Source organism: Brevundimonas vesicularis, assembly GCF_032067225.1.
Taxonomy (GTDB): Bacteria; Pseudomonadota; Alphaproteobacteria; order Caulobacterales; family Caulobacteraceae; genus Brevundimonas; species Brevundimonas vesicularis_F.
The window spans coordinates 1-23,634 of sequence record NZ_DAMBJX010000022.1 but is presented as its reverse complement, the minus strand read 5'-3'; the positions used below and the strand labels follow the sequence as shown (position 1 = coordinate 23,634).

26 protein-coding genes and 1 pseudogene are annotated in these 23,634 nt (G+C 66.8%); 15 read left to right on the top strand and 12 right to left on the bottom strand.

Features of this window, described 5'->3' with window-relative positions; genetic code table 11:
• Positions 1–40: 40 nt before the first annotated feature.
• Both hisN and RT123_RS07575 read right to left on the bottom strand, forming a co-directional pair.
• On the bottom strand, positions 41–826 hold the full coding sequence (hisN, locus tag RT123_RS07580) for a histidinol-phosphatase (RefSeq protein WP_313008592.1): 786 nt from the start codon (positions 824–826) through the stop codon (positions 41–43).
• 70 nt (positions 827–896) lie between these two features.
• The gene (locus tag RT123_RS07575; RefSeq protein WP_313008591.1) at positions 897–1,277 is read right to left on the bottom strand and encodes a helix-turn-helix transcriptional regulator; all 381 of its coding nucleotides are present in this window, start codon (positions 1,275–1,277) and stop codon (positions 897–899) included.
• Positions 1,278–1,465: 188 nt separating this feature from the next.
• On the opposite strand from RT123_RS07575, the gene RT123_RS07570 reads away from it, so the two are divergent.
• The gene (locus RT123_RS07570; RefSeq protein WP_039243891.1) at positions 1,466–1,720 is read left to right on the top strand and encodes a GlsB/YeaQ/YmgE family stress response membrane protein; all 255 of its coding nucleotides are present in this window, start codon (positions 1,466–1,468) and stop codon (positions 1,718–1,720) included.
• Between the two features lie 145 nt (positions 1,721–1,865).
• Here RT123_RS07570 and RT123_RS07565 read toward each other — a convergent pair whose 3' ends face one another.
• Positions 1,866–2,357 carry a hypothetical protein gene (locus RT123_RS07565; RefSeq protein ID WP_313008590.1) on the bottom strand — a complete coding sequence of 164 codons (492 nt, stop codon included), beginning with the start codon at positions 2,355–2,357 and terminating at the stop codon, positions 1,866–1,868.
• Between the two features lie 153 nt (positions 2,358–2,510).
• Here RT123_RS07565 and RT123_RS07560 point away from each other — a divergent pair, with 153 nt between their 5' ends.
• The gene (locus RT123_RS07560; RefSeq protein WP_313008589.1) at positions 2,511–4,166 is read left to right on the top strand and encodes a GNAT family N-acetyltransferase; all 1,656 of its coding nucleotides are present in this window, start codon (positions 2,511–2,513) and stop codon (positions 4,164–4,166) included.
• Here RT123_RS07560 and hemW read toward each other — a convergent pair.
• Complete coding sequence (gene hemW, locus RT123_RS07555; RefSeq protein ID WP_313008588.1) at positions 4,163–5,323, bottom strand: radical SAM family heme chaperone HemW; 1,161 nt, start codon at positions 5,321–5,323, stop codon at positions 4,163–4,165. The two genes, RT123_RS07560 and hemW, sit on opposite strands and share 4 nt — an antisense overlap.
• Positions 5,316–5,918 carry an RdgB/HAM1 family non-canonical purine NTP pyrophosphatase gene (gene rdgB / locus RT123_RS07550; RefSeq protein WP_271042428.1) on the bottom strand — a complete coding sequence of 201 codons (603 nt, stop codon included), beginning with the start codon at positions 5,916–5,918 and terminating at the stop codon, positions 5,316–5,318. The genes hemW and rdgB overlap by 8 nt, the downstream gene beginning before the upstream one ends.
• 453 nt (positions 5,919–6,371) lie before the next feature.
• On the opposite strand from rdgB, the gene RT123_RS07545 reads away from it, so the two are divergent.
• From RT123_RS07545 to RT123_RS07535, 3 genes are read left to right on the top strand one after another with little or no spacing between them, the layout of a single operon-like run.
• Positions 6,372–6,977, top strand: coding sequence for a DUF2975 domain-containing protein (locus RT123_RS07545; protein ID WP_055754340.1), 606 nt, complete (start codon positions 6,372–6,374; stop codon positions 6,975–6,977).
• A gap of 24 nt (positions 6,978–7,001) precedes the next feature.
• Positions 7,002–7,241: a helix-turn-helix domain-containing protein gene (locus RT123_RS07540; RefSeq protein WP_017504942.1), complete on the top strand. Its 240-nt coding sequence runs from the start codon at positions 7,002–7,004 to the stop codon at positions 7,239–7,241.
• Positions 7,238–7,819: a Smr/MutS family protein gene (locus RT123_RS07535; RefSeq protein WP_313008587.1), complete on the top strand. Its 582-nt coding sequence runs from the start codon at positions 7,238–7,240 to the stop codon at positions 7,817–7,819. Before RT123_RS07540 ends, RT123_RS07535 begins: the two co-directional genes overlap by 4 nt.
• On the opposite strand, the pseudogene RT123_RS15745 reads toward RT123_RS07535, so the two are convergent.
• From RT123_RS15745 to RT123_RS07525, 3 genes and pseudogenes are all read right to left on the bottom strand, one after another.
• Positions 7,792–7,893 (bottom strand): annotated as a pseudogene (locus RT123_RS15745) (hypothetical protein); the annotation flags it as partial. The gene RT123_RS07535 and the pseudogene RT123_RS15745 sit on opposite strands and share 28 nt — an antisense overlap.
• A complete protein-coding gene (locus tag RT123_RS07530) occupies positions 7,886–8,527 on the bottom strand; it encodes a TetR/AcrR family transcriptional regulator (RefSeq protein WP_039243898.1) in 642 nt (213 codons plus the stop codon). The pseudogene RT123_RS15745 and the gene RT123_RS07530, both read right to left, overlap by 8 nt.
• A 191-nt stretch (positions 8,528–8,718) precedes the next feature.
• On the bottom strand, positions 8,719–10,554 hold the full coding sequence (locus tag RT123_RS07525; protein WP_313008586.1) for a cation:proton antiporter: 1,836 nt from the start codon (positions 10,552–10,554) through the stop codon (positions 8,719–8,721).
• A gap of 157 nt (positions 10,555–10,711) precedes the next feature.
• Between RT123_RS07525 and RT123_RS07520 the strand changes: the two genes are divergently transcribed.
• A complete protein-coding gene (locus RT123_RS07520) occupies positions 10,712–12,835 on the top strand; it encodes a M13 family metallopeptidase (RefSeq protein ID WP_295189000.1) in 2,124 nt (707 codons plus the stop codon).
• 365 nt (positions 12,836–13,200) lie between these two features.
• Here the strand turns inward: RT123_RS07520 and hisS are convergent, their stop codons facing one another.
• Positions 13,201–14,691, bottom strand: a complete 1,491-nt coding sequence (gene hisS, locus RT123_RS07515) for a histidine--tRNA ligase (RefSeq protein WP_313008579.1) — start codon at positions 14,689–14,691, stop codon at positions 13,201–13,203.
• Positions 14,692–14,843: 152 nt separating this feature from the next.
• On the opposite strand from hisS, the gene RT123_RS07510 reads away from it, so the two are divergent.
• Together RT123_RS07510 and RT123_RS07505 are read left to right on the top strand one after the other, a co-directional pair.
• The gene (locus RT123_RS07510; RefSeq protein WP_055807478.1) at positions 14,844–15,050 is read left to right on the top strand and encodes a hypothetical protein; all 207 of its coding nucleotides are present in this window, start codon (positions 14,844–14,846) and stop codon (positions 15,048–15,050) included.
• Positions 15,050–15,631 carry an ATP-dependent Clp protease proteolytic subunit gene (locus RT123_RS07505; protein ID WP_313008578.1) on the top strand — a complete coding sequence of 194 codons (582 nt, stop codon included), beginning with the start codon at positions 15,050–15,052 and terminating at the stop codon, positions 15,629–15,631. The genes RT123_RS07510 and RT123_RS07505 overlap by 1 nt, the downstream gene beginning before the upstream one ends.
• 13 nt (positions 15,632–15,644) lie before the next feature.
• On the opposite strand, the gene hslV is transcribed toward RT123_RS07505, so the two are convergent.
• Positions 15,645–16,205 carry an ATP-dependent protease subunit HslV gene (gene hslV / locus RT123_RS07500; protein WP_199061778.1) on the bottom strand — a complete coding sequence of 187 codons (561 nt, stop codon included), beginning with the start codon at positions 16,203–16,205 and terminating at the stop codon, positions 15,645–15,647.
• A 68-nt stretch (positions 16,206–16,273) separates the two neighbouring features.
• On the opposite strand from hslV, the gene RT123_RS07495 reads away from it, so the two are divergent.
• Both RT123_RS07495 and RT123_RS07490 read left to right on the top strand, forming a co-directional pair.
• Positions 16,274–16,741, top strand: coding sequence for a BLUF domain-containing protein (locus RT123_RS07495; protein ID WP_313008577.1), 468 nt, complete (start codon positions 16,274–16,276; stop codon positions 16,739–16,741).
• A 54-nt stretch (positions 16,742–16,795) separates the two neighbouring features.
• Complete coding sequence (locus RT123_RS07490) at positions 16,796–17,530, top strand: molybdopterin-synthase adenylyltransferase MoeB (RefSeq protein ID WP_313008576.1); 735 nt, start codon at positions 16,796–16,798, stop codon at positions 17,528–17,530.
• Between the two features lie 3 nt (positions 17,531–17,533).
• Here RT123_RS07490 and RT123_RS07485 read toward each other — a convergent pair whose 3' ends face one another.
• Positions 17,534–17,785 (bottom strand): hypothetical protein, encoded by a 252-nt coding sequence (locus tag RT123_RS07485; protein ID WP_313008575.1) that lies wholly within the window; start codon positions 17,783–17,785, stop codon positions 17,534–17,536.
• 119 nt (positions 17,786–17,904) lie between these two features.
• Between RT123_RS07485 and RT123_RS07480 the strand changes: the two genes are divergently transcribed.
• Positions 17,905–19,113, top strand: coding sequence for a DUF6880 family protein (locus RT123_RS07480; protein ID WP_313008574.1), 1,209 nt, complete (start codon positions 17,905–17,907; stop codon positions 19,111–19,113).
• Here the strand turns inward: RT123_RS07480 and RT123_RS07475 are convergent.
• Positions 19,110–20,096: a 2-hydroxyacid dehydrogenase gene (locus tag RT123_RS07475; RefSeq protein WP_165115060.1), complete on the bottom strand. Its 987-nt coding sequence runs from the start codon at positions 20,094–20,096 to the stop codon at positions 19,110–19,112. The genes RT123_RS07480 and RT123_RS07475 overlap by 4 nt on opposite strands.
• A 67-nt stretch (positions 20,097–20,163) precedes the next feature.
• Between RT123_RS07475 and RT123_RS07470 the strand changes: the two genes are divergently transcribed.
• The 4 genes from RT123_RS07470 to RT123_RS07455 all read left to right on the top strand — a co-directional run.
• On the top strand, positions 20,164–20,736 hold the full coding sequence (locus RT123_RS07470) for an SH3 domain-containing protein (protein WP_231868706.1): 573 nt from the start codon (positions 20,164–20,166) through the stop codon (positions 20,734–20,736).
• A 69-nt stretch (positions 20,737–20,805) separates the two neighbouring features.
• The gene (fabA, locus tag RT123_RS07465) at positions 20,806–21,339 is read left to right on the top strand and encodes a 3-hydroxyacyl-[acyl-carrier-protein] dehydratase FabA (protein ID WP_055754351.1); all 534 of its coding nucleotides are present in this window, start codon (positions 20,806–20,808) and stop codon (positions 21,337–21,339) included.
• A 66-nt stretch (positions 21,340–21,405) separates the two neighbouring features.
• Positions 21,406–22,623: a beta-ketoacyl-ACP synthase I gene (fabB, locus tag RT123_RS07460; protein ID WP_017504958.1), complete on the top strand. Its 1,218-nt coding sequence runs from the start codon at positions 21,406–21,408 to the stop codon at positions 22,621–22,623.
• A gap of 332 nt (positions 22,624–22,955) precedes the next feature.
• Positions 22,956–23,634, top strand: a 679-nt coding sequence (locus RT123_RS07455) for an aspartate-semialdehyde dehydrogenase (RefSeq protein ID WP_313008572.1), incomplete at its 3' end; no start/stop codon positions are given.

The following is a 23,634-nucleotide window of genomic DNA, read 5'->3' as shown; positions in this document are numbered from 1 at the left end:
CCGTCTCTCGACCTGCGTCAATATGCGCCAGGTGAGAGCTTCATGCGGCCGCGCGTTTTAGCGTCACCAGGGCCTGGTCGATCAGACGCGCGTCGCCGACGGCGAGGACCTGGCCGCTGTCGTCCGGCGCTGCGCCGCGCCAGTTGACGACCTTGCCGCCCGCCGCCTCGATGACAGGCACGAGGGCGGACCAGTCCCAGGGCTTCAGGCTGGACTCGGCGACCAGATCCATCTTGCCCGCAGCCACCATGGCGTAGGCGTAGGCGTCGCAGCCCAGACGCGCGAGGCGGGCGGTCGCACGCACCTGGGTCCAGGCGCCCAGTTCCGCGCCGTTGAAGATGTCGGGGTCCGTGGTCGAGATGACGGCGTCGGTCAGCGTCTCGCAGGACCGCACGGCCAGCGGCGTCTCGACATCGCCGCGCAACAGGCGCGCGCCGGACGGGCCGCCGATGAAGATTTCGTCCAGATAGGGCTGGGCGATGACGCCGACGATCGGCTTGCCGGCCGTGCGAAGGGCGATCAGCGTGGTCCACAGCGGCAGACCCGAAATGAAGGCGCGCGTGCCGTCGATGGGATCCAGCACCCAGACCTGCTCGACGTCCGGCCGATCCTCGCCATACTCCTCGCCGATGACGCCGTGGTGGGGATAGCGGGCGGCGATCAGGCGCCGGATGGCGGCCTCGGCCTGTTTGTCGGCTTCTGTGACGGGATCGAAGCCGGCCGCGCCACCCTTGTCTTCATGCCCGATGTCTGAGCGGAAAAAGGGCAGGGTCACGCGCGCGGCTTCGCGCGCCAGTTCGATGGCGAAGGCTTCGTATTCGGTCATGGGATTCCCTTACCGCGCTTTCGCCGGCATGGGCGCCCCTTGAGACGTGCAGATCGGGGAGACGCGCAGATCAGGCGGCGGCCGCGTCGCCCGCATGCAGGGACTTGGCCAGATCCAGCAAACGCCGGCGGGGCCGTTCGTCCAGCTGATAGTAGGCCTGGATCAGATCCAGCGTTTCCTTGCGCGAAAAGACTTCGCCGCTCTTGGGAGTCGGTGCGTCGGCCTCCATCGCCTCGGCCAGGCCATCGTAGAAATAGGCGACGGGCGTTTCCAGCGCCTCGGCCAACTGCCACAGGCGCGCGGCGGAGATGCGGTTGGCGCCGCATTCGTACTTCTGGATCTGCTGAAAGCGGATGCCGACCTGGACGGCCAACTGCTGCTGGGTCAGGCCCAGCAGGCGGCGACGGCGGCGCAGGCGGCGGCCCAGATGAAGGTCGATGTCGTCGGCCATGACGGTGATCCTCGTCTCAACGTCTGTCCCGATGCGGGACGACACACGTCGATCACGGCAATCGCCGTGCCGGATCGCGCCTGACGCGAATTCGGCCTTATTGCGGCGAGGTTGGAACCAGGACGCAACCGTATGGCCCGAGCCGCATTTACTGCAACAGCTTGGCTTTTAAAGGAAGGAACCACAGCATGGGTCTCGGAATCATTGGTTGGCTCGTCATCGGCATCGTCGCCGGCTGGCTGGCTGAAAAGGTTATGGGTCGTAATCACGGCCTGCTGACAAACCTGATCGTCGGCGTCATCGGCGCTCTGCTCGGCGGCTTCATCTCGAACAACGTCTTCGGCACGCCGGTTGGCGGCTTCAACTTCGTCACCCTGATCGTGGCGTTCCTGGGCGCCTGCCTGCTGCTGTTCCTTCTGGGACTGGTCAAGCGTCGCGCTTGATCCGACAGTCGGTCGATAACGAAAAGGGCGGCTCTCACGAGCCGCCCTTTTTGCTGCGCCACTATCGCCGTCGGGTTGCGGACAGACAAAAGGGCGGCCGGAAAACCCGGCCGCCCTTGATCATTCAGCCTTGGAGAAGACTGTCCTATTGCGGCTCGGTCGGAGCCGGCGAGGCGCTGTCCGGAGCCGGGGTCGCCGGTTCGGTGGTCGCCGGATCGGTCGGCTCAGTCGCAGGTTCCGCAGTCGGCGCGGGCGCGGCGGCCGGATCAGCGGCAGGGGCCGCGGGAGCGCCGGCGATCGGAGCGGCGGCGTCAAACTCGGCCTTGGTGTAGGCCACCACGACGCCGGTTCCTTCCTGACGGATGCCGCTCAGCGGCACGGCGCGAAGCTGACCGTCGGCGCCGCGAACGGTGAGTTCCTGCTTGCCTTCGGCATTGTTCTGAACGCCCTCAAGCTTGCCCAGCTCGCCATCAGGACCGGAAACGCTCGATCCGGGGTTCAGCGACAGCGATTGCTGCGAGGACGCAGCGGCGGCAGGCGCGGCGGCGGGAGCGGGCGTCGTTTCTTGCGCCAGAGCCGGCGCGGCGGTCATGAAGGCGGCGGCGGCGCCAGCCAGAAGAGCGGTCTTGATGGTCATGGGTCATCCCCAGTTGCACGGGCCCGACGCCCGCACCCCTATATACTCGCTCTGTTACGGATTGTTTCGTATGCCCCGAAATGACCTTGGCAGCGCCCCGGTTGGACGATTCTTGGTCTATGTTCGGGCGATCCGCGATTCGAGAGGCCACGTTTGTCCAGCCGCCCCCGGCACACATCCGGTCTGATCCGCCGACTGGCGGGCCTGGCCTTCGAACTGACCCCTCAGATCTTTGCGGTGCTGGCCTTTGGCGCAGGCGCGCTGATGCTGGCCTCTGCGGTCACGCCCGAGTTCGACAGCCGGCTGCGCCAGCTGACAGGCGTCGTCTCTCCCATCCTGATCGACCTGTCGCACTTTGTCGGCAGCATCGCCGGTTTCCTTCTTCTGCTCTTGTCGGCCGGTCTGTGGCGGCGTCGGCGCGGCGCCTATTGGGCCGCCTTGCTGGTCCTGGCGGCCGGGGCGGTGTTTTCGGTGCTGAAGGGGCTGGATTGGGAACAGGCGACGGATTTGCTGGTCGTGGCCGCGCTCCTGGCGCCGTGCCGCACGGCCTTCAACCGGCGCTCGCGTCTCAGCGAGCCGCTGCGGCCCAGCTGGCTGCTGCTGCTGACGGCGGTGGTGGCGGCCATGCTGTGGCTGGGCTTCTTCGCCTATCGCGACGTGGCCTATAATGACGAGCTGTGGTGGCGCTTCCTCAGCGATCGCCAGGCGTCCGGCTTCCTGCGGGCCGGGCTGGTTCTGGCGATCCTGACGCTGGTGGTGGCCGGGCGCTCGCTGCTGAGCTCGCCGGGCGCCCACAGTCACGGACCGGCCAGCAAGGCCGACATCGATCGCGCGCTCCAGGCGTTGCAGACGGCTGATACGGCCACGCCCGAGGCCTGGCTGGCCATGCTGGGCGACAAGGCGCTGATGTTCAGCCCGTCGGGTTCCAGCTTCCTGGCCTATCGCGTGCGAGGCCGGCGCTGGATCGCCATGGGCGAACCGGCCGGGCTCAAGAGCGAACGGCTGGAGTTGCTGTGGTCCTTCGCCGAGATGGCCGACAGTTATGGTGGGGCGGCGGTCTTCTATTCGGTCAGCGAAGAGGTGCTGGGCGATCTTGCGACCATGGGGCTGGCGGTGCGCAAGGTCGGCGAGACGGCCGTGATTGACGCCCACCGCTTCTCCATCGAGGGCAAGGGCAAGCAGAACCTTCGCACAGCCATCAATCGCGCCGAGCGTGAAGGCTCCTCGTTCGAGGTTCTTCCGCCCGGTTCGGCCGCAGCGATCGCGGACGAGCTGCGCGAGATTTCGGACGCCTGGCTGGCCATGCACGAGGGCTCGGAGAAATCCTTCTCCTTGGGGCGCTTCGACGTCGACTATCTGGACCTGACGCCGCTGGCGGTGGTCAAGGAGGGCGGCCGCATCGTCGCCTTCGCCAATCTGCTGACCTCGCCGGACGAGGCGGCGGTGGATCTGATGCGACATCGGCCGGACGCGCCGCATGGGGTGATGGACTATCTTTTCATTCGCTGCGCCCAGTGGGCCAAGGCGGAAGGCCTGGCCAGCTTCGACCTGGGCATGGCGCCGCTGGCCGGGCTGGAGGATCGTCGCATCGCGCCGGTCTTCGCCCGTGTCGGCACCCTGGTGTTCGAAGAGGGCGGGGCGCTCTACGGCTTCCAGGGTCTGCGCAGCTACAAGGCCAAGTTCGGCCCGGACTGGCGCTCGCGCTTCATCGCCGCGCCGGTTTCGACGCCCCTGCCGCTGGCCCTGCTGGATGTCGCTCTGCTGACCAGCGGCGGCTGGCTGGCAATGCTGGGGCTGAAGAAGGGCTAGGTCAGCAGCGCCTTCAGGACGCCATCCAGCACAGGGCGGCCGCGCTCGGTGGCGATCAGTCGCTCGGCCTTCAGCATCAGGAATCCGTCGGCGATCAGGTCCGCGACCGGCGCGCGTTCTGCCGACAGGCCGAGCGCTGACAGCAGGGTTGCAGGCGCGCCTTCGGTGGTGCGCAGGGCCAGCAGCAGCCGTTCTTCGGCGGCGTCGGGCGCACTCTGGGCGTCGCGCTCGGACCAGGGCGTACGGTCCGAGACGCCTGCCACATAGTCGGCGATGCGGCGGTGGGCGACGGTCGCGGTCCTGACGCCGTCCAGCGTCAGCCGGCCATGGGCGCCGGGGCCAAGTCCCAGATAGTCGCCGCCGCGCCAGACATGCAGATTGTGCGACGACCGGGCGGCGGGACCGCGCGCGTGGTTGGACACTTCATAGGCTTCGAAGCCGGCGACCGAGAGGACCTCCTGGGTGGTTTCGTAAAGGGAGGCGGCCCGGTCCTCGTCCGGCGGGGTCAGGGTTCCCCGTGCGAAGGCCCGGCCAAAGGCGGTCGTCGGCTCTATGGTCAGCTGGTAGGGCGAGACGTGTTCGAAACCGAGCGCCAGCGCCGCCGTCAGTTCGGCGGCCCAATCTTCAGGCGTCTGGTCCGGTCGGGCGTAGATCAGGTCGATGGACAGACGGTCGAAGGCGCGGCGGGCCAGATCGACCGCGCGCAGGGCCTCGGCCGCCGAATGGTCGCGACCCAGAAAACGCAGGGCGGCGTCGTCTAGCGCCTGAACGCCCATCGACAGGCGGTTGATTCCGGCGTCGGCCAGGGCGGCGAACCGGCCGGCCTCGGCGTCCGTGGGATTGGCCTCCAGCGTGATCTCGATGTCGTCGGCGGGCGGGAACAGGTCGCGGGCCGCCGCCACGATGCGTGCGACGGCGTCGGGCGCCATCAGCGACGGCGTGCCGCCTCCGAAGAAGACCGAGGCCAGTCGTCGCGGACCTGTCAGATCTCTCTGGGCGTGCAGATCCGCCAGGATCGCCTCGACCAGCCCGGCCTGTTCCTCGGTGCGCCCGCGATCGCGCACGACGTTGAAGTCGCAGTAGGGGCAGATGCGCGCGCAATAGGGCCAGTGGACGTAGAGGCCGACGTCCGATCCCGGATCAAGCGGATCAGTCAATCAGGGCGGCTCTCAGCTTGGCGAAGGCGACGGTGCGGTGGCTGATGGCGTCCTTGGCCGCCGGCTCCATCTCGCCGAAGGTCTGATCGCCCCCATTCGGAATGAAGAGCGGGTCATAGCCGAACCCGCGATCGCCGCGTGGGGGGAAGGTCAGCTGGCCGTGAACCTCGCCCTGGACGACGACGCAGGGGCCGTCCGGCCAGGCGACCGCCAGGGCCGAGGTGAACCAGGCGGTGCGGTCCGTCGCGCCGATCTCTTCCAGCCGCTCCTCGACCTTCTTCATGGCGACGGCGAAATCCTTGCCCGGCCCGGCCCAGCGCGCAGAGAAGATGCCCGGCGCGCCATCCAGCGCCGCGACCGACAGGCCGGAATCGTCGGCCAGCGAAACCTCTCCCGACAGTTCGGCCGCGTGGCGCGCCTTCAGCATGGCGTTGCCGGTGAAGGTGCTCTCCGTTTCGTCGGGTTCGGGCAGGTTCAGCTGGCCGGCGGTGACAAGTTCGTAATTTCCGCCGAGCAGCGCCGAGATTTCGGGAACCTTACCGGCGTTGTGCGTCGCCACGACGATCCGCATCCCCTTGATAAGCTTGAGATTCATCGTCGATCACGCTCCTGAAACAGTCTATTGCCAAAGTTTAATATCGTTAAACGATATGTAACGTGCCTTTTTCGCCCGCACGGCCTATCTATTGATCGTCAGGAACGAGGTCGCAGCGTTCAGGACTTCCGGAAAACCGGGAATGATCATGCGGCTAACAAATCCAAACGGCGATAATCGCCCAAACACGAAAGACGGAGAACCACAATGCATACGATGAACACCTCGATGTGGCTCGACAAGGTCGGCGCTGCTTTTGTCAGCACCGTTCTGATCGCCGCCCTGCCCACCGCCCTGGTCGTCACCCTGTTCCAAGCCCTTTGATCCCTCTCTTTTCGATCACTGGAGCTTTGACGACCTGCATGAAGACCGCGATGTATAGAGCCGCGCGCGGGTTCGCCGGACCCCGCGTGGCCATCGCCCCGCCTTCCCCGGCTTGAGATCAAAAAGACCATGCGCCTGCCCCTGCCGCCAAATCCGCTGAAGCGAGGCGAGGCAAGCGTTCCGAACTGGCTGGGCGCACCGATCAAGGCGCTAGGCCCAGGTTCGGTGTCCAGCGTGTTGAAGGTGGTTCTGGACGTCGCCTATATCCTTCTCTGGTTGATCACCGGCATTCTGCTGCTGCTGGTCATCGCCGCGATCTTCATTCCCCTGGACAATGTGAATATCACCGTCAGCGGGGATTCCGGCGGCAAGCAACTGCCGCTGACGCGCACCCTGCTGCTGTTCGGCTTGGGCGCCGCGACCGCCTATTTCGGCGGGTTCATGCTGATCCTGCGAAGCCTGCGTCGCATCATCCGCACCCTGACCATGGGCGACCCGTTCCAGCCCGATAACGTGCGCCGTCTGCGCCAGATCGGCCTGACCCTGGCGGTTGTGACCGGCGGCGTCTGGGTGGCCCAGGGCTTCGTCGCCAAGCGGCTGGCGCCCGGCGTCATGGATCCGCAGGGCTTTGGCGAACTGCTGACCCCCATCTTTTCCGTGCTCATCGTCTTCGTGCTGGCGGAGGTGTTCCGTGAGGGCGCGCGCCTGCGTCGCGAATCCGAACTGACGATCTGAGCCGTTTCGAAGTAGGATTTCCGCATGGCCATCCGCGTCCAGCTCGACCGCGTCCTCGTGGAACGCCGCATGTCGTTGACCGAACTCGCCGACCGGGTCGGGGTGACGGTGGCGAACCTGTCGATCCTGAAGACGGGCAAGGCGCGCGCGGTTCGGTTCTCCACCCTGGACGCCCTGTGCCGCGAGCTGGACTGCCAGCCCGGCGATCTGCTGGCGCACGAGCCAGGGCCCGGCGACACCATCGAGGACGACGGCGAGGCATGAGGCGAAAGGGCCCGAGCCGTGACGAAAACGGACTGACGCCCGAAGACCGTCGCATCTGGACCCGCGTGGCCGGATCGGTCGTGACGCCGAGGACGCGCAAGGCCGCCCGCGTTACGCCCGGCGCCGAAACGCCTCCCGAGATCGTGGTGACGCCGATCGAGCGCCCGCGCCCCCTGGTCAAGGCGTCTCCCAAACGCACCGCTGTCGCGCCACCGGCGGAAAAGCGACCCTCGCCGAACAAGCCCAAGCCCGCGCCCGAGGATCTGGAGCCGCGCCGCAAGCAGCGGCTGTCGCGCGAACGCGATCCCATCGAGGCGCGCATCGACCTGCATGGCTTTGGCCGGTTCGAGGCTGAGGATCGGCTTCGAGGCTTCCTGACATCCTGCCAGACGCGCGGAATGCGGGCGGTGCTGGTCATCACCGGACAGGGTCGGATGGGCGGCGGGGTGATCCGCTCGGCCTTTGCGGAATGGATGCATTCGCCCGCACTGCGCGGCGTGGTGTCGGGCTTCACCATCGCCCACCAGAAGCACGGCGGAAACGGCGCCTTCTACGTCACCCTGAAACGCCGGACCTGACGCTCACCAAAAAGGCCGAGCCCGCGCTGGCGGACCCGGCCTTTCGATAAGCGGCTTTGCTCTGGCTTATTTGGCGGCGATGGCGCCGGCCAGGATCACGTCGATCTGCTTGCCCATATGATCCGACAGGGCCTGCGCGTCCCATTCGTCATAGGCGGCGCGGCGATAGTTCGACAGATAGGCGTCCCAGATCAGCTCGACCAGCAGACGGCTGTCGGCGTCCTTGGACAGTTCGCCCTTGGCCACTGCATCCTGAAGGATGTTGCTGATGGCGAGCAGCAGGTTCTTGGTCGCGGCGCGGGCGCGCATTTCGGCGGCCAGGGGCTGGAACCACGAGCGGGCCACGATGGCCTGGAACAGGGGCAGTTGGTCCAGCGAGGAGTGGTAGCCGGCGCTCAGCGCGCTGACCAGGCGCTGGCGGACGGGCTCGCCTTCAGGCGCCGCGGCCTCGACCACCTCGGCCAGACGCGTCATGTCTTCGGTCAGGACGGCTTCGAACAGTTCGGCCTTGTCCTGGAAGTTGGCGAACACGGCGCCGGTGGACATGCCCGCGCCCTTGGCGATGTCGCGGATCGTGGCGGGCTCATAGCCGCGCTCGGCGAAGAGCGAGCGGGCGGCGTCCAGAACCTTTTGTCGCGTGCGGATCTTGGCGGCCTGGCGGCGGTTCAAGCGGGGCTCGACAGCGAGGGAGGCGACGGTATCTGTCATATAATCAGGCTTTTACTCTACTTTCGGTCTCTGGTCGGGGCGGGCCCGGCAGCAACCTCGAATGAATATCTGAGCCCTTGGATCGAACCGAAAGGGCGCTTCTGCTCCGCAGATGCAGTCATGGAGAGGCGCGCTTGCATCACGGAACCATGACGAAAATGGGTCCGGCGCCGGTCTGTAAGGGGCTTCGCTTACTCCGGCGCGGGGTCGACGCGCGCCAGGCGTAGCGTGCGGCGCAGCGCGCGGCTGGGCCGATTGCGACGCTCGATCGGGATGGCCGACTGGAAGGCCTTGCGAAACTGATCGCGACGGTCGTGGACCGAGGCGAGCACCAGGCCCATGGGCACGCCCAGATCGACCAGGGTGTTTTCGGCCAGCTGCAGACTGGCCTCGGTCGTCTCCGGCACGGCGTCGGTGACGCCCAGTCCATACAGCCGAATGGCGTGCTGATCGTCGCGCGCACGAGCGATCAGGATCAGGTCGTCGCGCATCGACCGCGCCGTGGTGACCACCTCGTCCACTTTCGTCGGCGCGTCCATGGTGACGATCAAGGCGCGGGTGGACTGGACGCCGCAGTGCTGGAGCATCTCGCGCCGCCCCGCATCGCCATAGAAGACATCGAATCCGTCACGTCGGCCCGCAGCGACGGCGCCCGCATCGGTGTCCAGGGCGATGAAGGGCTGATCGTGCGCCTTCAGCATTTCCCCGATCAAACGGCCGACGCGCCCGAAGCCGACGATGATGACCGCGCCGTTCGCCGCCTCCAGCTTTGGAAGCTCGACGGGATGGCCGGCGGTTGCCGACTTGCGCGCCAGCTTCTGGCCCAGCAGGGCGAGCAGGGGGATCGAAAAGATGCTGACGGTCGCCGACAGGGCCACGGTGTTGGTCAGCTGCGGCGGCGCAAGCCCCTCGACTAGGCCGGTGGCGAAGACCACGAAGGCGAACTCGCCCGCCGGCGCCAGAACGAGCGCCGTCTCAAGCGCCGGGCGGGCGCCCAGGCCCCAGAAACGCGCCAGGCTGAAGATGACGCCGGTCTTCACGACCGTCAGGGCCAGGGCCAGACCGAAGACGCCGACCGGATCGGCGGCGATGGCGTCCAGGTCCAGACCCAGGCCGACGCCGACGAAGAAGACGCCCAGCAGAAGCCCCTTGAACGGTTCGATTGAAACCTCGACCTCGCGCCGGAACTCGGTCTCGGCCAGCAGCACGCCGGCGACAAGCGCGCCGATGCTCATCGACAGGCCGCTGGCCTGGGCGGCGAGACCGGCCCCGACCACCACCAACAGGGAGGCGGCGACGAAGAGTTCGCCGCCCTGGTCGGCCTTGCGCGCCTTGGCGACCGATCGAAACATCGGCCGCAGCACCACGCGCCCGAGCAGCACCATCAGACCCAGGCCGATGGCGGCCGGAACCAGGGTGAACAGGGCGCGCCCCAGCACGGCGGGATCCAGGGCGCCGCCCTGCTGGGCCAGGGCCGCCAGGACGGTGACGGTGATCAGGATCGGGGCGACCGACAGATCCTGAGCCAGCAGGATGGCGAAGGTGGAACGGCCGACCGTCCCCTTCAGCCGCCCCCGCTCGGCCAGAACGGGCATCACTACGGCCGTCGAGGACAGGGCGAGGCCCATGCCCAGCACCACGGCGCTGGCCAGGGTCTGGCCCATCAGCATGAAGCCGCCCGCCAGCACGGCGGTGCAGACGACGACCTGCATCAGCCCCAGGCCGAACACGAGCCGGCGCATGGCGCGCAGCCGCTCCCACGACAGCTCCAGACCAATCATGAACAACAGGAAGGCGACGCCCAGTTCCGACAGCTGCGCCAACTGGCCCGGATCGCCGATGGTCAGCCACGACAGCCAGGGCAGGCTTTGCGCAAATCGCCCCAGGCCGTCCGGCCCCAGCAAAACGCCCGCAGCGAGGAAGCCCAGAACGGGGCTGACCTTCAGCCGATTGACCAGGGGCACGATGACGCCAGCGGCCGCCAAGAAGACCACCAGATCCTTATAGTCGCCGCCCTGACCGTGCATCCGCCCTCCTTTGCTTCGGCGTATCTGACTCCGATACCCGCGCCGTGGCGAGAGGTCGCATCGGAATCATGAACTTTTTTTAAGGCGACACCCCCCCTCGCCGGACTAGGGTCTGCGCCGAACCATCCAGATGCCGGGTGGGAACAGGGACATAGTGATGAAACGTCTGCTTATCGGGGCCGCCGTCGGCGCCCTTCTTCTGCCCGCCAGCTCGGTCCTGGCTCAGGATATCGGTCACGACCACGCCTGCATCGACGACGCCTGCACCCTCGTTTCGCTGTTCTCGGGCGAAGAGACGGCGGCCGGCTGGCAGGGCACAGAGGCGCCCCGCTACGGAACCTGGGGCTTCGACCTGGCCGGCCGCGACACCTCGGTGAAGCCGGGCGACGACTTCTTCCAGTACGCCAACGGCAAGGCGCTGGAAAAGCTGGTCATTCCGTCGGACCGCACCAGCTACGGCTCGTTCGCCCTGCTGCGCGAGCTGTCGGACAACCGCATGAAGGAACTGGTGCTTGGCCTGGCCAACCGCACCGACCTGACGCCCGGATCGGACGAGGCCAAGGTCGCCGACGCCTATCGCTCCTACATCGACGAGGCGCGCATCGAGCAGTTGGACGCCCAGCCGCTGCAACCCTATCTGGCCGCGATCCGCGCCGCCGACAGCCATGACAAGATGGCCGTCTATATGGGCCAGACGGCCGGCCGCTTCGGCTCGTCCTTCTTCGGCACCGGCATCACGATCGATTCCAAGCAACCGACCCGCTACGTCGTCTCGACGGGCCAGTCGGGCATCGGCCTGCCGAACCGCGACTATTATCTGGACGCCCGTTTCGCCGACAAGAAAGAGAAGTATCAGGCCTACGTCGGCCGGATGCTGGAGATGATCGGCTGGACCAACCCGACCGAGACCGCCGCCCAGATCGTCGCGTTGGAAACCAAGATCGCCGAGGCCCACTGGACCCCGGTCGAGAACCGCAACCGCGACCGGACCTATAACGAGTTCACCATCGCCAAGCTGGCCGAGGACGCGCCGGGCTTCGCCTGGCAGGCCTATTACGATGCGGCCAAGCTGGGCGGCGTGCCGCGCCTGATTGTGCGTCAAGACACGGCCATGCCCAAGATCGCGGCCATCTACGCCGAGACGCCGGTCGAACTGCTGCAGGCCTGGCAGGCCTTCCACACCGCCGACGACATGGCGCCGCTGATGTCCAAGCGCTTCGCCGACGCTCAGTGGGAGTTCCGTTCGCGCGATCTGTCGGGTCAACCTGAGCAGCGCACCCGCGAAAAGCGCGCGATCTCCTTCGCTGAAGGATCGCTGGGCGAGGCCACGGGCCGTCTCTACGTCGCCCAGTACTTCCCGGCCGAATCCAAGGCCAAGATGGAAGAACTGGTCGCCAATCTGCGCACCGCCCTGTCGCACCGGATCGACAACCTGACCTGGATGGGCACCGAGACCAAGGCGGCGGCGCAGGAGAAGCTGCGCAAGTTCACCGTCAAGATCGGCTATCCCGACAAGTGGCGCGACTACTCCGGCCTGGACATCCGCGCGAACGACCTGGTCGGCAACGCCGAACGCCGCGGCCTGTTCGAGTGGAACTATGATCTGGCCCGTCTGAACGAGCCGGTCGACAAGTCGGAGTGGGGCATGACCCCGCAGACCGTCAACGCCTACTACAACTCGGCCAACAACGAGATCGTCTTCCCGGCCGCGATCCTGCAGCCGCCCTTCTTCGATCCGAATGGCGATGCGGCGGTCAACTATGGCGGCATCGGCGGCGTGATCGGTCACGAGATCGGCCACGGCTTCGACGACCAGGGCTCCAAGTCGGACGGCGACGGCGTGCTGCGCAACTGGTGGACGCCGGAAGACAAGGCCAACTTCGAGGCCCTGACGGCGCGGCTGGGCGCGCAATATGCGACCTATGAGCCGATCGCCGGCTATCACATCAACCCTGGCCTGACGATGGGCGAGAACATCGGCGACGCGTCTGGCGTGGCCGTCGGTTTGGAAGCCTATCATCTGTCGCTGAACGGTCAGCCGGCGCCCGTGATCGACGGAACGACCGGCGACCAGCGCTTCTTCTACGGCTGGGCTCAGGTCTGGCAGTCGAAGTACCGCGACGAGGCGCTGAAGCAGCAGGTCGCCACCGACCCGCACTCAGCCGCTCAGTTCCGCGTCATCGGCCCGCTGCGCAACGTCGATGCCTGGTACGACGCCTTCGACGTTCAGCCGGGCACGAAATACTATCTGACGCCCGAGGAACGCGTCCGCCTCTGGTAGGGCGACGCTTGTTCGAGAATGGAAAGGCCGGGGTTCGCCCCGGCCTTTTTCCATATCGAGAACCAGATGCTCGATCTCGACGTCGCATAGAGAATTTGTCGAGATTTTTTCATGATTTGTCTGGGCTCCAGACGCGAAAAAGCCCGCTGCGGGGGATACATCGCAGCGGGCTTTCGCGCTCTTTAAAGAGCGGACGTTTCCTCCCCGAAACGCCTTCGAGTGCTGCGCGCTTGAGCAACGCTTGCCCTCGAGTGAGGTCATTTGACGCAAGGGCCGGTCGGTCGTCAACGACCGGTTTCACAAGAGTCGAACTTTCTTCGACTTATCACTGATAACCCATTTTAGAGGCGGTCCATTGTCGAAGCTTATTCGAGAATGGACTTTATGGCGGCGACCAGGCCTTCGCGGGCGATCTTCATCTGGCCGGGGCGTTCGGCCTTCCAGGCGTCGTTGTCCGTGATGGCGGCGGCGGCGGCGCGGCCGGCGTCCAGATCCTTGATCGTGACCTCGCCGGCGGCGATCTCGTCTCCGCCCAGGATGACGACAGCCGGGGCGCCGCGCCGGTCTGCGTATTTCATCTGCGCCTTCATGCCAGCGCGACCCAGATAGAGCTCGGCGGCGATCCCGGCGGCGCGCAGTTCGGCGACGGCGGTCAGATAATGAGCCATGTCATCCTCGGAGAAGACGATGACGACCACGGGGCCGCGCACGGCGTCCTCGGCGCCCCGTCCCGCCGCGCGCAGGGCCGAGGCCAGACGCGAGACGCCGAAGGAGAAGCCGGTCGCCGGCGTGCTCTGGCCGGTGAAGCGGGCGACCAGATCATCATAGCGACCGCCGCCGCCGATGGAGCCGAAGCGGACGGGACGACCCTTGTCGTCAACCGTGTCGAGCAGCAGCTCGGCCTCGAACACTGCGCCGGTGTAATATTCCAGGCCGCGCACGATGGTCGGATCGAACTTCACGGCGTCCTGACCGACCGACATGGCGGCCAGCGCCCGGTCGATGGCCGCCAGCTCCTTCAGCGCCGCCTCGCCCGCCGCGCCGAGGTCGCCGGAGCGTGCGACGGCGTCCAGCGTCTCGGCCCGCGACAGGCCGGGGGTATTGGCCGAGGCCAGAAACGCCTCGATGGCGGCCGTGACCTTGGCGGGCAGCTGGGCGCCCTTGGTGTAGTCGCCCGAGTCGTCCAGACGCCCTTCGCCTAGCAGCTGGACCACGCCCTCCCAGCCCAGGCGGTCGAACTTGTCGATGGCGCGCAGGGCGGTCAGTCGCTGACCGGCTTCGGTCACGCCGCCGGCGTCGAATAGGCCGTCGAACAGCTTGCGGTTCGAAACGCGGATCTGGGCCTGGCCAGCGTCTAGCCCGGCGGCGCGCAGGCCTTCGCAGCCCATGGCGATAATCTCGGCGTCGGCCTCAGGCCGGTCCGAGCCGACGGTGTCGGCGTCGCACTGCCAGAACTCGCGGAAGCGACCGGGGCCGGGCTTCTCGTTCCGCCAGACCGGACCATAGGCATAGCGGCGGAACGGCTTGGGCAGGGTTTCCCAGGTCTGGGCCGCGAACCGGGCCAGGGGCGCGGTGTGGTCGTAGCGCAAGGCCATCCATTCGCCCGGCTCGTCCGATCCGGCGTCGTCCTGCAGTGCGAAGACGCCCTCATTCGGCCGGTCGGCGTCGGGCAGGAACTTGCCCAGCGCATCGGCATATTCGAAGGCCGGCGTCTCCAGCGGCTCGAAGCCCCAGCGCTCATAAACCTCGGACACGCGCGCGACGATGCGCCGCTCGGCGGTCAGGTCACGGCCGCGCTTGTCGGCGAAGCCGCGCGGATTGCGGGCGAGGGGGCGGGGAGGCGCGGCGTCGGTCATGGCGCGCGCTTAAGCCAAGGCGCCCTTGATCGCAAATTCTGCACGGCGGCTGACGTGAAGACAGCGTCCGTCGGCGCCATGCAATGGTCTGTTCCTAAAGACGAAATCCTGATCTCGGCGGAACCGCTGTGCGGATTTTTCGTTGATGGCGCATGACGCCCCACGCCCTTCTCGTTCCGCGCACCTGCAACACCTCAGATCGCCGCACGATCCGGTGGTGGGAGTGCGAACTGATCGATGACGCCGGATCGCGCCGCTTGCAGAACCAGGCCTTCTTCTCGATCCGTGAAGCCCGGTCCTGGGCGTCGGCGCAGGGCTATCCCGTCAGCGACGACGCCGCCTCTGCGGCTGAGCTTTAATGTCCGACGCTGCGCCAAGCGGCATTCTGACCGCCGAAGCGTTCGATACGCCACGTATCCTGCTTGCCGGCGCGGTCGATTACGCCATGTACGACCGCTTTCGCCAGCAGATGGCGGAAGCGCCCGACACCGGGCTGACTGTCATCGAACTGTCGACCTTGGGCGGTGATCCGGAGGTGGCGCGCATGATGGGCGAGGATGTGCGCTTTCAAAGCGACATCAATCCGTCCCGCCGGCTGGTCTTTCTGGGCAAGGCGGCGATCTATTCCGCCGGCGCCACCTTCATGAGCTTCTTTGCGGTGGAAAACCGCTATCTGACGCGCGGCGCCCGGGTGATGATCCACGAGCGCAAGATGGACACGCAACTGCACGTCACGGGGCCGCTGACGACCTGCATCGCCTCGGTTCGCGCCATGCTGAACGAGCTGGAACACTCCATCGCCATCCAGAACGAAGGTTTCGAGAACCTGGTGCGCGGATCGTCGGTGACGATGGAGGAAGTGCTGAAACGCGCCCCTGCCAACTGGTACATCGAGGCCCAGGAGGCCAAGGCACTGGGCCTGATTGCCGAAGTGATCTGACCCGCCTGACGGGTCAGGCCCGAAGCGTTTCCACGGTTAGATTGCCATTGGTGTAGACGCAGATTTCGGCGGCGATCTTCATGGCCTTGCGCGCGACCTGTTCGGCGTCCAGATCGGTTTCCTCGATCAGGGCGCGGGCGGCCGACAGGGCGTAGTTGCCGCCCGAACCCACGGCGGCGACGCCATATTCCGGCTCCAGCACATCGCCGACGCCCGTCACGGTGAAGATGGACGACTTGTCCGCCACCAACAGCATGGCCTCCAGCCGGCGCAGATAGCGGTCGGTGCGCCAGTCCTTGGCGAGGTCGACGCAGGCGCGCGCCAGTTGATCCGGATACTGCTCCAGCTTGGCCTCAAGCCGTTCGATCAGGGTGAAGGCGTCGGCCGTAGCGCCGGCAAAGCCGGCCAGCACCTTGCCGCCGGCCAAGGTGCGCACCTTGCGGGCGGCGCCCTTGACGATGGTCGGGCCCATCGAAACCTGGCCGTCGCCAGCGATCACGGTGCGTCCGTTCTTGCGCACCGCCAGAATGGTGGTGCCGTGCCAATCGGGGAAGTTCGATGCGGTCTGGGTCATGACGATCAGATGGCGCGGCCGAGCGTCGGCATCAAGTCTGTCGCGCGTCGGTGTAACGCTGTCTTATTTTGACCCCAATATTGGCTAGAAGGCGCAATCCGCTTTCGCGGTTCTTCAAAATTGAGGGCCAGGTTTTGCTTTATCGTGTCGTTTTCGTGAGTGAAATGATCGGTGGTGCGAACCACACGACCCAATCGCTTGCCGAAATCCTCGGCGCGTCGGAGCGAAACAATCGCCGCGACGAGATCGGCAGCGCCATGCTGTTCCACGAGGGCGAGGCGGCCCAAGTCATCGAGGGCGCCCGTGCGGACCTGGATCGCTTGATGTCTCGCCTCTGGAAAGATCCGCGTCATCACAACATTCGCGTCCTGGATGATCGACCCGTCATGCAGCGGCGGATGCGCGAACCCGCACGGCTGTGCGCCCTCAGCACCCAGCAGGCCGCCGACATTCTGCGCGGACGGCGCCTGAGCGATCTGTCCAGCGCGGGTCTGGAAAAGCTGCTGTCGTGCGAACACGTCCGGATGGCCGCCTGAGGCGCTAGGCGACAGGCCCCTCGCGCCGGAACCTCTGCGGCGCTAAATAGGGCGGTGATCTTTTCTGAAGACGAAGTCGAACGCTATGCGCGCCATCTGGTCCTGTCCGAAGTGGGCGGACCCGGGCAGCAGGCGCTGAAGCGCGCGCGGGTGCTGATCGTCGGCGCGGGCGGCGTGGGGTCGCCGGCGGCGCTCTATCTGGCGGCGGCGGGCGTCGGTACGCTGGGCCTGATCGACGACGACGTTGTGGGCCTGTCCAACCTTCAGCGGCAGATCGCCTTTTCGACGGCGCAGATCGGTCGGTCGAAGGTCGAGGCGGCGGCGGAACGGCTGGTCGGCCTCAATCCGCATATTTCGGTCGAAACCTTTGCCGAGCGGATCACCGCCGAGAATGCGGCGGCGCGGATCGCAGCCTTCGACATCGTGCTGGACGGGACCGACGATTTTCAGACCCGGCTGTGGGTCAATGCGGCCTGCGTTGCGGCGGGCAAGCCGCTGGTGTCGGGCGCGCTTGGCCGCTGGAACGGGCAGGTCGGGGTGTTTTCGGGCCAGCCCTGCTATCAATGCCTGGTGCCCGAGATCCCGCCGGATGCGGAGACCTGTGCGCGCGTCGGCGTCGTGGGCGCTCTGACCGGCGTGATCGGGTCGATGGCGGCGCTTGAGGTCATCAAGCTGATCACCGGCGCGGGCGAGGCCCTGACGGGACGGCTGATGCTGTATGACGGTCTGGCGGCCTCGGCGCGGACCGTGCGGGTCGCCGCTGATCCGGAATGCCCGGTCTGCGGCTGACGCTCAGGCGGCCGTCGCGAAATGGATGTCGGCCAGATCCAAGTCAGGCAGCGGCGGAGCGAAGCCCAGCGCCGGGTTGCTGAGCACCGTCACCAGACGCTCGCCGCAATAGAGATAGAGGGTTTCGAACCCAACCCAGTTGCGGGCGATCGCCTCCAGCGCCTGATTGGCCGCCGTGTCGTTCGCCGCGTCGAGGACGCAGATGTCCCGCACCGGAACGCCCGGCAGGTTGACGATGCAGTAGTAGGAGTCCAACGCACACTTCCTCGATCAGGACGCCGGAAACGAAGCGCGTTTACGACGGTTCCTCCCCTGCCAGCGGTTTTCGACAGCCGTGTGAGTTCGGTCCGACAGACTTGTGAAAAGGAGGCCTGATGGCCCGACGTCCCGCCTCGCCCAAACGGCTGAACGCCGCAAATCTCAGCGGCTTAGGCGCTGAGCGTCTGGGCGAACTGCTGATGCAGGCGGCGGATGCGGATGCGATCCTGAAGCGGCGGCTCAGGCTGGTGATGGCGGCCGAAGCGGGGCCGGATCTGCTGGCCCTGGAAATCGACAAACGATTGACCACCATCGCCGCCAGCCGCGCGCGCGTGTCGTGGCGAAAGCGGCCGGACCTGCTGCGCGATCTGGAGATTCTGCGGGCTGCAATCGTCGAGGATCTGGCCGAAGCCGCGCCGGCGATGGGGTTGGAGCGATTGATCGGCTGGTTCGATCTGTTTCGCGGCCTGTCGTCTCGGGTCAAGGATCAGAAGGGCGAACTGGCCGCAGCCTTCGAAACGGCTGCCGCGGATTTGTGGCGGATCGCCGAGGATGCGGTTCGGACGGACGACAGCACAGTGGGTCTGATGGCGGAGGCGGTGGCGCGACAACCGCTCGAATACGCCCGTTGGATCGGCGCTGGCGGCGTCGATTTGACGGCTGACCTGGCCAAGAGGCTGCTGGGTCGTCTCGATACTACATCCACCGCGCGCGGCATGCGGGCGGTCGTGCGACGGCTGGCGGACCGGGCGGGCGATCTGGACCTGTGGCTGTCGATGACGACGCCGGAGGAACGGGGCTCGCCGGATTTTGCGGCGGTGATGGCCAAGCGGTTGCTGGTCGCGGACCGTGTGCCCGAAGCGCGTCAGGCGCTGGAGGCGGCGCTCAAGCCTTCGGCGGGCAACCGGCGCTGGACCTTCGGGCGATCGCCGCAGGCCGGACCGCCGGTCCTGACGCCGGCGTGGGAGGCGACCTCGATCGACCTGCTGGAAGCCGAGGGCCGCAAGGACGAGGCGCAGGACCTGCGCTGGGCGATGTTCGAGCGTGACCTGTCCGCGCCGTTGCTGCGGGCCTATCTGGCGCGTCTGCCGGATTTCGACGACGTGGAGGCGCTGGACCGCGCCTTGGCTCACGCCGCAACCTACGCCGATGTCGAGACGGCACTGGGGTTTCTGATGGACTGGCCCGCGCACCGCGAGGCCGCCGCCCTGGTCGAACGCCGCATCCGCGAGGTGCGCGCGCCGCTGCCGCTCAAGGCCGACTGGGCGGCGCGGCTGGCGCAGAAATATCCCGATGCGGCCGAGCGGCTGCTGGCGGCAGGCTAGAGCATTGCCGGGATGACGCGGTCAGGCGGGCGATGGCCGTTCTGGTAGGTCATGACGTTGGCGATGACGCGGTCGCCCATGTCCTGGCGCGCTTCCAGGGTGGCGGAACCCAGGTGGGGCAGCAGCACGACATTGGACTGGCCCAACAGGCCATGATGGATGGCGGGCTCGTTCTCGAACACGTCCAGGCCGACGCCGGAAAGGGCGCGCATGGCCACCGCCTGGGCCAGGGCCGCCTCGTCGATCAGTTCGCCGCGGGCGGTGTTGATCAGGATGGCGTGGGGCTGAAGCCGGGCCAGGCGTTCGGCCGACAGCAGATGGTGGGTGTCCTTCGTCGCCGGACAGTTCAGCGAGACGATATCCATCCGGGCCAGCATCTGGTCCAGATCGTCCCAGTAGGTCGCGCCCAGTTCTTCCTCGATCAAGGCCGGGACGGGCTTGCGATTGTGATAGTGGACCTGAAGCCCAAAGGCCTTGGCGCGACGGGCCAGGGCCTGGCCGATCCGGCCCATGCCGACGATGCCCAGCCGCTTGCCCCAAAGCTTGCGTCCGCACATCCAGGTCGGGGTCCAGCCCTCGAACCGGCCTTCGGCCACGACCTGCGCGCCCTCGACGATGCGGCGGCTGACGGCCAGGATCAGGCTCATGGCCAGATCGGCGGTGTCCTCGGTCAGGACACCGGGCGTGTTGGTGACGATGATGCCGCGCGCCACGGCCGCATCGACGTCGATATGGTCCACCCCCGCGCCGAAGTTGGCGATCATCTTCAACTGCTCGCCCGCGCCATGGATCAGGTCGGCGTCGATGACGTCGGTGATGGTGGGCACCAGAACCTCGGCCCGCTGGACGGCGGCCTGCAAGGCGGCGCGATCCATCGGCTGATCCTTCAGGTTCAGCTCGGCGTCGAACAACTCGCGCATACGCGTTTCGACCGCGTCGGGCAGGCGTCTGGTTAATACGACCTTAAGCTTGCGGGGGGACATTCTCGGCCTTGGTTAGCGGGCGGCGATTCAGACGGATCAAAGCCCGCGCGACGGGTCGTTCCAATCAGTGTCTAGCAAAGCCGCCGCCATCTTCCAAAGCCTGCGACGCCGCATCGCCCTCGTTGGAGCCATTCTCGGCCTCGGCGTGATGGCGAGCGCCGGCGCGACCATGCCCGACGGCCGCCCGACGCCCACCGGGCTGGAGGTGCCGCGCTGGATTTCGCTGAAGTCCTCGCACGTCCGCGCACGCCAGGGGCCGGGCCTGGATTATCCGATCCTGTGGGAATACCGGGCCGCCGGCCTGCCGGTTCAGGTGATCGCCGAGACGACGGAATGGCGCAAGATCTGCGATCCCGACGGGGCCGTGGCCTGGATCCACCGTACGGTGTCATCGGGCCGGCGTTATGTCTTTAATACGACCGCCGAGGAAGTGCCGATCCGCTCGGGCCGATCCGAGACGGCGTCGGTGCGCGCGCGCCTGTCGCCGCGCGCCCTGGTGATGCTGGACGAATGCGAGGAGGGCTGGTGCAAGGTCCGGGCGCGACGGCTGGAGGGTTTCGTGGCCCAGCGGGCGGTCTTCGGCACCCAGGAGCGGGCGCTGTGCAACGCCAATCGCCCCGCGGGCACGGGTCGCAACTGACCGCACGCTGTTGAGCGAAGCAGCGCGGTCGTGTAACCCGCGCGCAACGTATCAAGAAACGGAAGCGCCTTGACCCAGTCCCAATATCCTTCGTCCTTCGATCATGAGGCCCTGCTGGCCTCGGGCCGCGGCGAGCTGTTCGGTCCCGGCAACGCCCAGCTGCCCGCCCCGCCGATGCTGATGTTCGACCGCATCACCACGATCAATGCGGACGGCGGAGAGCACGGCAAGGGCTATGTCGAGGCCGAACTCGACATCCATCCCGACCTCTGGTTCTTCCAGTGCCACTTTATCGGCGACCCCGTCATGCCGGGCTGCCTGGGCCTGGATGCCATGTGGCAGCTGGTCGGCTTCTATCTGGGCTGGATCGGCGGTCCCGGCCGCGGCCGCGCCCTGGGCGTCGGTGAGGTCAAGTTCACCGGCCAGGTCACCCCGGACATCAAGAAGGTGGTCTATAAGATCAACCTGAAACGCGTCATCAACCGCAAGCTGGTCATGGGCATCGCCGACGGCGTGCTGGAGGCCGACGGCCAGGTCATCTACACCTGCAACGACATGCGGGTGGGCTTGTTCGGCGCCAAGGATGAGGCGGCGGGCGGTTAACGCCCCTATATAACCGCGAACAAGGCGGACGGTCCTCGGACCAGGAAGCATCAAGAAGGAAACACCATGCGTCGTGTCGTCGTCACCGGCCTGGGCATCGTCTCTTCCATCGGCCACGGCGCCGAGGAGGTCACCCAGTCCCTGCGCGAAGCCCGTTCGGGCGTCGTTCATGCCCCGGACCACGCCAAATACGGCTTCCGCAGCCAGGTCTGGGCGCCGCCCAAGATCGGCCCGTGGGAAGAGCTGGTCGACCGTCGCGCCGCCCGCTTCCTGGCCAACGGCACCGCCTGGGGCCACATCGCCTTCGAAGAGGCGCTGAAGTCGTCGGGCATGACGGCGGACGAGATCAAGGATGACCGGATCGGCCTGATCGTCGGCGAGGGCGGCCCCTCGACCCAGGTGATCCTGCAAGCGGCCGCGACCACGGTCGAAAAGGGCGCGCCCAAGCGCATCGGCCCGTTCGCGGTGCCCAAGGCGATGGCGTCGGGCCCGTCGGCGGTGCTGTCGACCTGGTTCCAGATGCGCGGCATCAACTATTCGATCAGCTCGGCCTGCGCGACGTCGGCCCACTGCATCGGCGCCGGGGTCGAACAAATCCAGTGGGGCAAGCAGGACGTGGTCTTCGCCGGCGGCTGCGAGGACATCGACTGGTCCATGTCCAACATGTTCGACGCCATGGGCGCCATGTCTTCGGACTTCAACGACAATCCGTCGGTCGCCTCCAGAGCCTATGACGCCAACCGCGACGGCTTCGTCATCGCCGGCGGCGCCGGCATCGTGGTGCTAGAAGAATACGAGCGGGCCAAGGCGCGCGGCGCGACCATCTACGCCGAAGTCACCGGCTATGGCGCCAACGCCGACGGCTACGACATGGTCGCCCCCTCGGGCGAGGGCGCCCAGCGCTGCATGAAGATTGCGCTGGAACAGGCCGGCAATCCGAAGATCGACTATCTGAACCCGCACGGGACCTCGACGCCCGTGGGCGACGCCAAGGAGATGGAGGCCGTGCGCGCCGTCTTCGGCGACCAGATGCCGATGATCTCCTCGACCAAGTCGCTGACCGGCCACTCGCTCGGCGCGGCCGGCGCCCAGGAAGCCATCTACTGTCTGCTGATGATGCAGAACGGCTTCGCCGCCGAAAGCGCCCATATCGAAAATCTCGATCCGGCGTTCGAAGGCATGCCGATCCTGCGCCAGCGCCACGATGGCGAACTGACCCACGTCATGTCCAACAGCTTCGGCTTCGGCGGCACCAACGGCACGTTGATCCTGTCGAAGGTCTGATACGCGAACCTTCGGCTCCGTCATCCTTGGGTCAAGCTTGAGGATGACGGGAGGCGAGATCGACGGCTTTATTGCGCAGGCAAGCCCGCGATCATGCTTGCTGCGTTGATTTTTCCGTGGTCGGCCGTTTACACGACCGGTTCTCACCCTTAGAGAGCGTCGCCGTGACGCAGCGCCTGACCAAAGCGATGACCCTGAAAACCACCGGCTTCGGCGGGGCGGTTTCGGGTGCGCGCACGGTCTAGCGTCAAACCCGATCCCAAGCCCCGCCGATGCGCGGGGCGGTCGATCCGGCTGAACCCCGCGCCTCCATCCTGTCAGGAGACGCCTTCATGTCCTTTTCCCCGTCCAATCCGCCCCACGTGGGAATCGTCGGCGCCACCGGCCTCGTCGGCGAGATGATGCGCGGGCTGCTGGCTGAGCGGAACTTCTCGCTGGCCTCGCTGCGCCTGTTCGCCTCGGCCCGGTCGGCGGGCACGACGATCCGCTTCGGCGAGACCGAGATCGTGGTCGAGGATGCGGCGAGCGCCGACTACGCCGGTCTGGATATCGTCTTCTTCTCGGCCGGCGGCGAGACGTCCAAGGCCCTGGCGCCAAAGGTGGCGGCCGCCGGGGCGGTGGTGATCGACAACTCATCGGCTTGGCGCTCTGACCCCGAAGTGCCGCTGGTGGTCGCCGAGGTGAACCCCCAAGCCCTGGCCAACTTGCCCAAGGGCATCATCGCCAACCCCAACTGCACCACCATGGCCGCCATGCCGGTTTTGAAGCCCCTGCACGACGCGGCCGGGCTGAAGCGTCTGACGGTCTCGACCTATCAGGCCGTCTCGGGCGGCGGGATCGAGGGCATCCGCGTGCTGGAGGACCAGTCGCGCGCGACCGTGGGGCAGGGCGCGGCCCTGGCCCGCGACGGCGGGGCGGTGGACTTCGGCGCGCCCGAGAAGTGGGTTGTGCCGATCGCCGCCAACGTCGTGGCCCTGAACTATACGCTGGGCGGGGACGGCTATACCGACG

Bases quoted from the DNA above. Each gene is read 5' to 3' on its own strand.
- hisN (WP_313008592.1), bottom strand. From the start codon at position 826: ATGACCGAATACGAAGCCTTCGCCATCGAACTGGCGCGCGAAGCCGCG.
- RT123_RS07530 (WP_039243898.1), bottom strand. From the start codon at position 8,527: ATGACAGATACCGTCGCCTCCCTCGCTGTCGAGCCCCGCTTGAACCGC.
- fabB (WP_017504958.1), top strand. From the start codon at position 21,406: ATGCGTCGTGTCGTCGTCACCGGCCTGGGCATCGTCTCTTCCATCGGC.
- RT123_RS07505 (WP_313008578.1), top strand. From the start codon at position 15,050: ATGTCCGACGCTGCGCCAAGCGGCATTCTGACCGCCGAAGCGTTCGAT.
- RT123_RS07570 (WP_039243891.1), top strand. From the start codon at position 1,466: ATGGGTCTCGGAATCATTGGTTGGCTCGTCATCGGCATCGTCGCCGGC.
- RT123_RS07565 (WP_313008590.1), bottom strand. From the start codon at position 2,357: ATGACCATCAAGACCGCTCTTCTGGCTGGCGCCGCCGCCGCCTTCATG.
- RT123_RS07525 (WP_313008586.1), bottom strand. From the start codon at position 10,554: ATGCACGGTCAGGGCGGCGACTATAAGGATCTGGTGGTCTTCTTGGCG.
- RT123_RS07535 (WP_313008587.1), top strand. From the start codon at position 7,238: ATGAGGCGAAAGGGCCCGAGCCGTGACGAAAACGGACTGACGCCCGAA.
- RT123_RS07540 (WP_017504942.1), top strand. From the start codon at position 7,002: ATGGCCATCCGCGTCCAGCTCGACCGCGTCCTCGTGGAACGCCGCATG.
- RT123_RS07475 (WP_165115060.1), bottom strand. From the start codon at position 20,096: ATGTCCCCCCGCAAGCTTAAGGTCGTATTAACCAGACGCCTGCCCGAC.
- RT123_RS07520 (WP_295189000.1), top strand. From the start codon at position 10,712: ATGAAACGTCTGCTTATCGGGGCCGCCGTCGGCGCCCTTCTTCTGCCC.
- rdgB (WP_271042428.1), bottom strand. From the start codon at position 5,918: ATGAATCTCAAGCTTATCAAGGGGATGCGGATCGTCGTGGCGACGCAC.
- hslV (WP_199061778.1), bottom strand. From the start codon at position 16,205: ATGACCCAGACCGCATCGAACTTCCCCGATTGGCACGGCACCACCATT.
- RT123_RS07510 (WP_055807478.1), top strand. From the start codon at position 14,844: ATGACGCCCCACGCCCTTCTCGTTCCGCGCACCTGCAACACCTCAGAT.
- RT123_RS07545 (WP_055754340.1), top strand. From the start codon at position 6,372: ATGCGCCTGCCCCTGCCGCCAAATCCGCTGAAGCGAGGCGAGGCAAGC.
- hisS (WP_313008579.1), bottom strand. From the start codon at position 14,691: ATGACCGACGCCGCGCCTCCCCGCCCCCTCGCCCGCAATCCGCGCGGC.
- RT123_RS07480 (WP_313008574.1), top strand. From the start codon at position 17,905: ATGGCCCGACGTCCCGCCTCGCCCAAACGGCTGAACGCCGCAAATCTC.
- RT123_RS07575 (WP_313008591.1), bottom strand. From the start codon at position 1,277: ATGGCCGACGACATCGACCTTCATCTGGGCCGCCGCCTGCGCCGCCGT.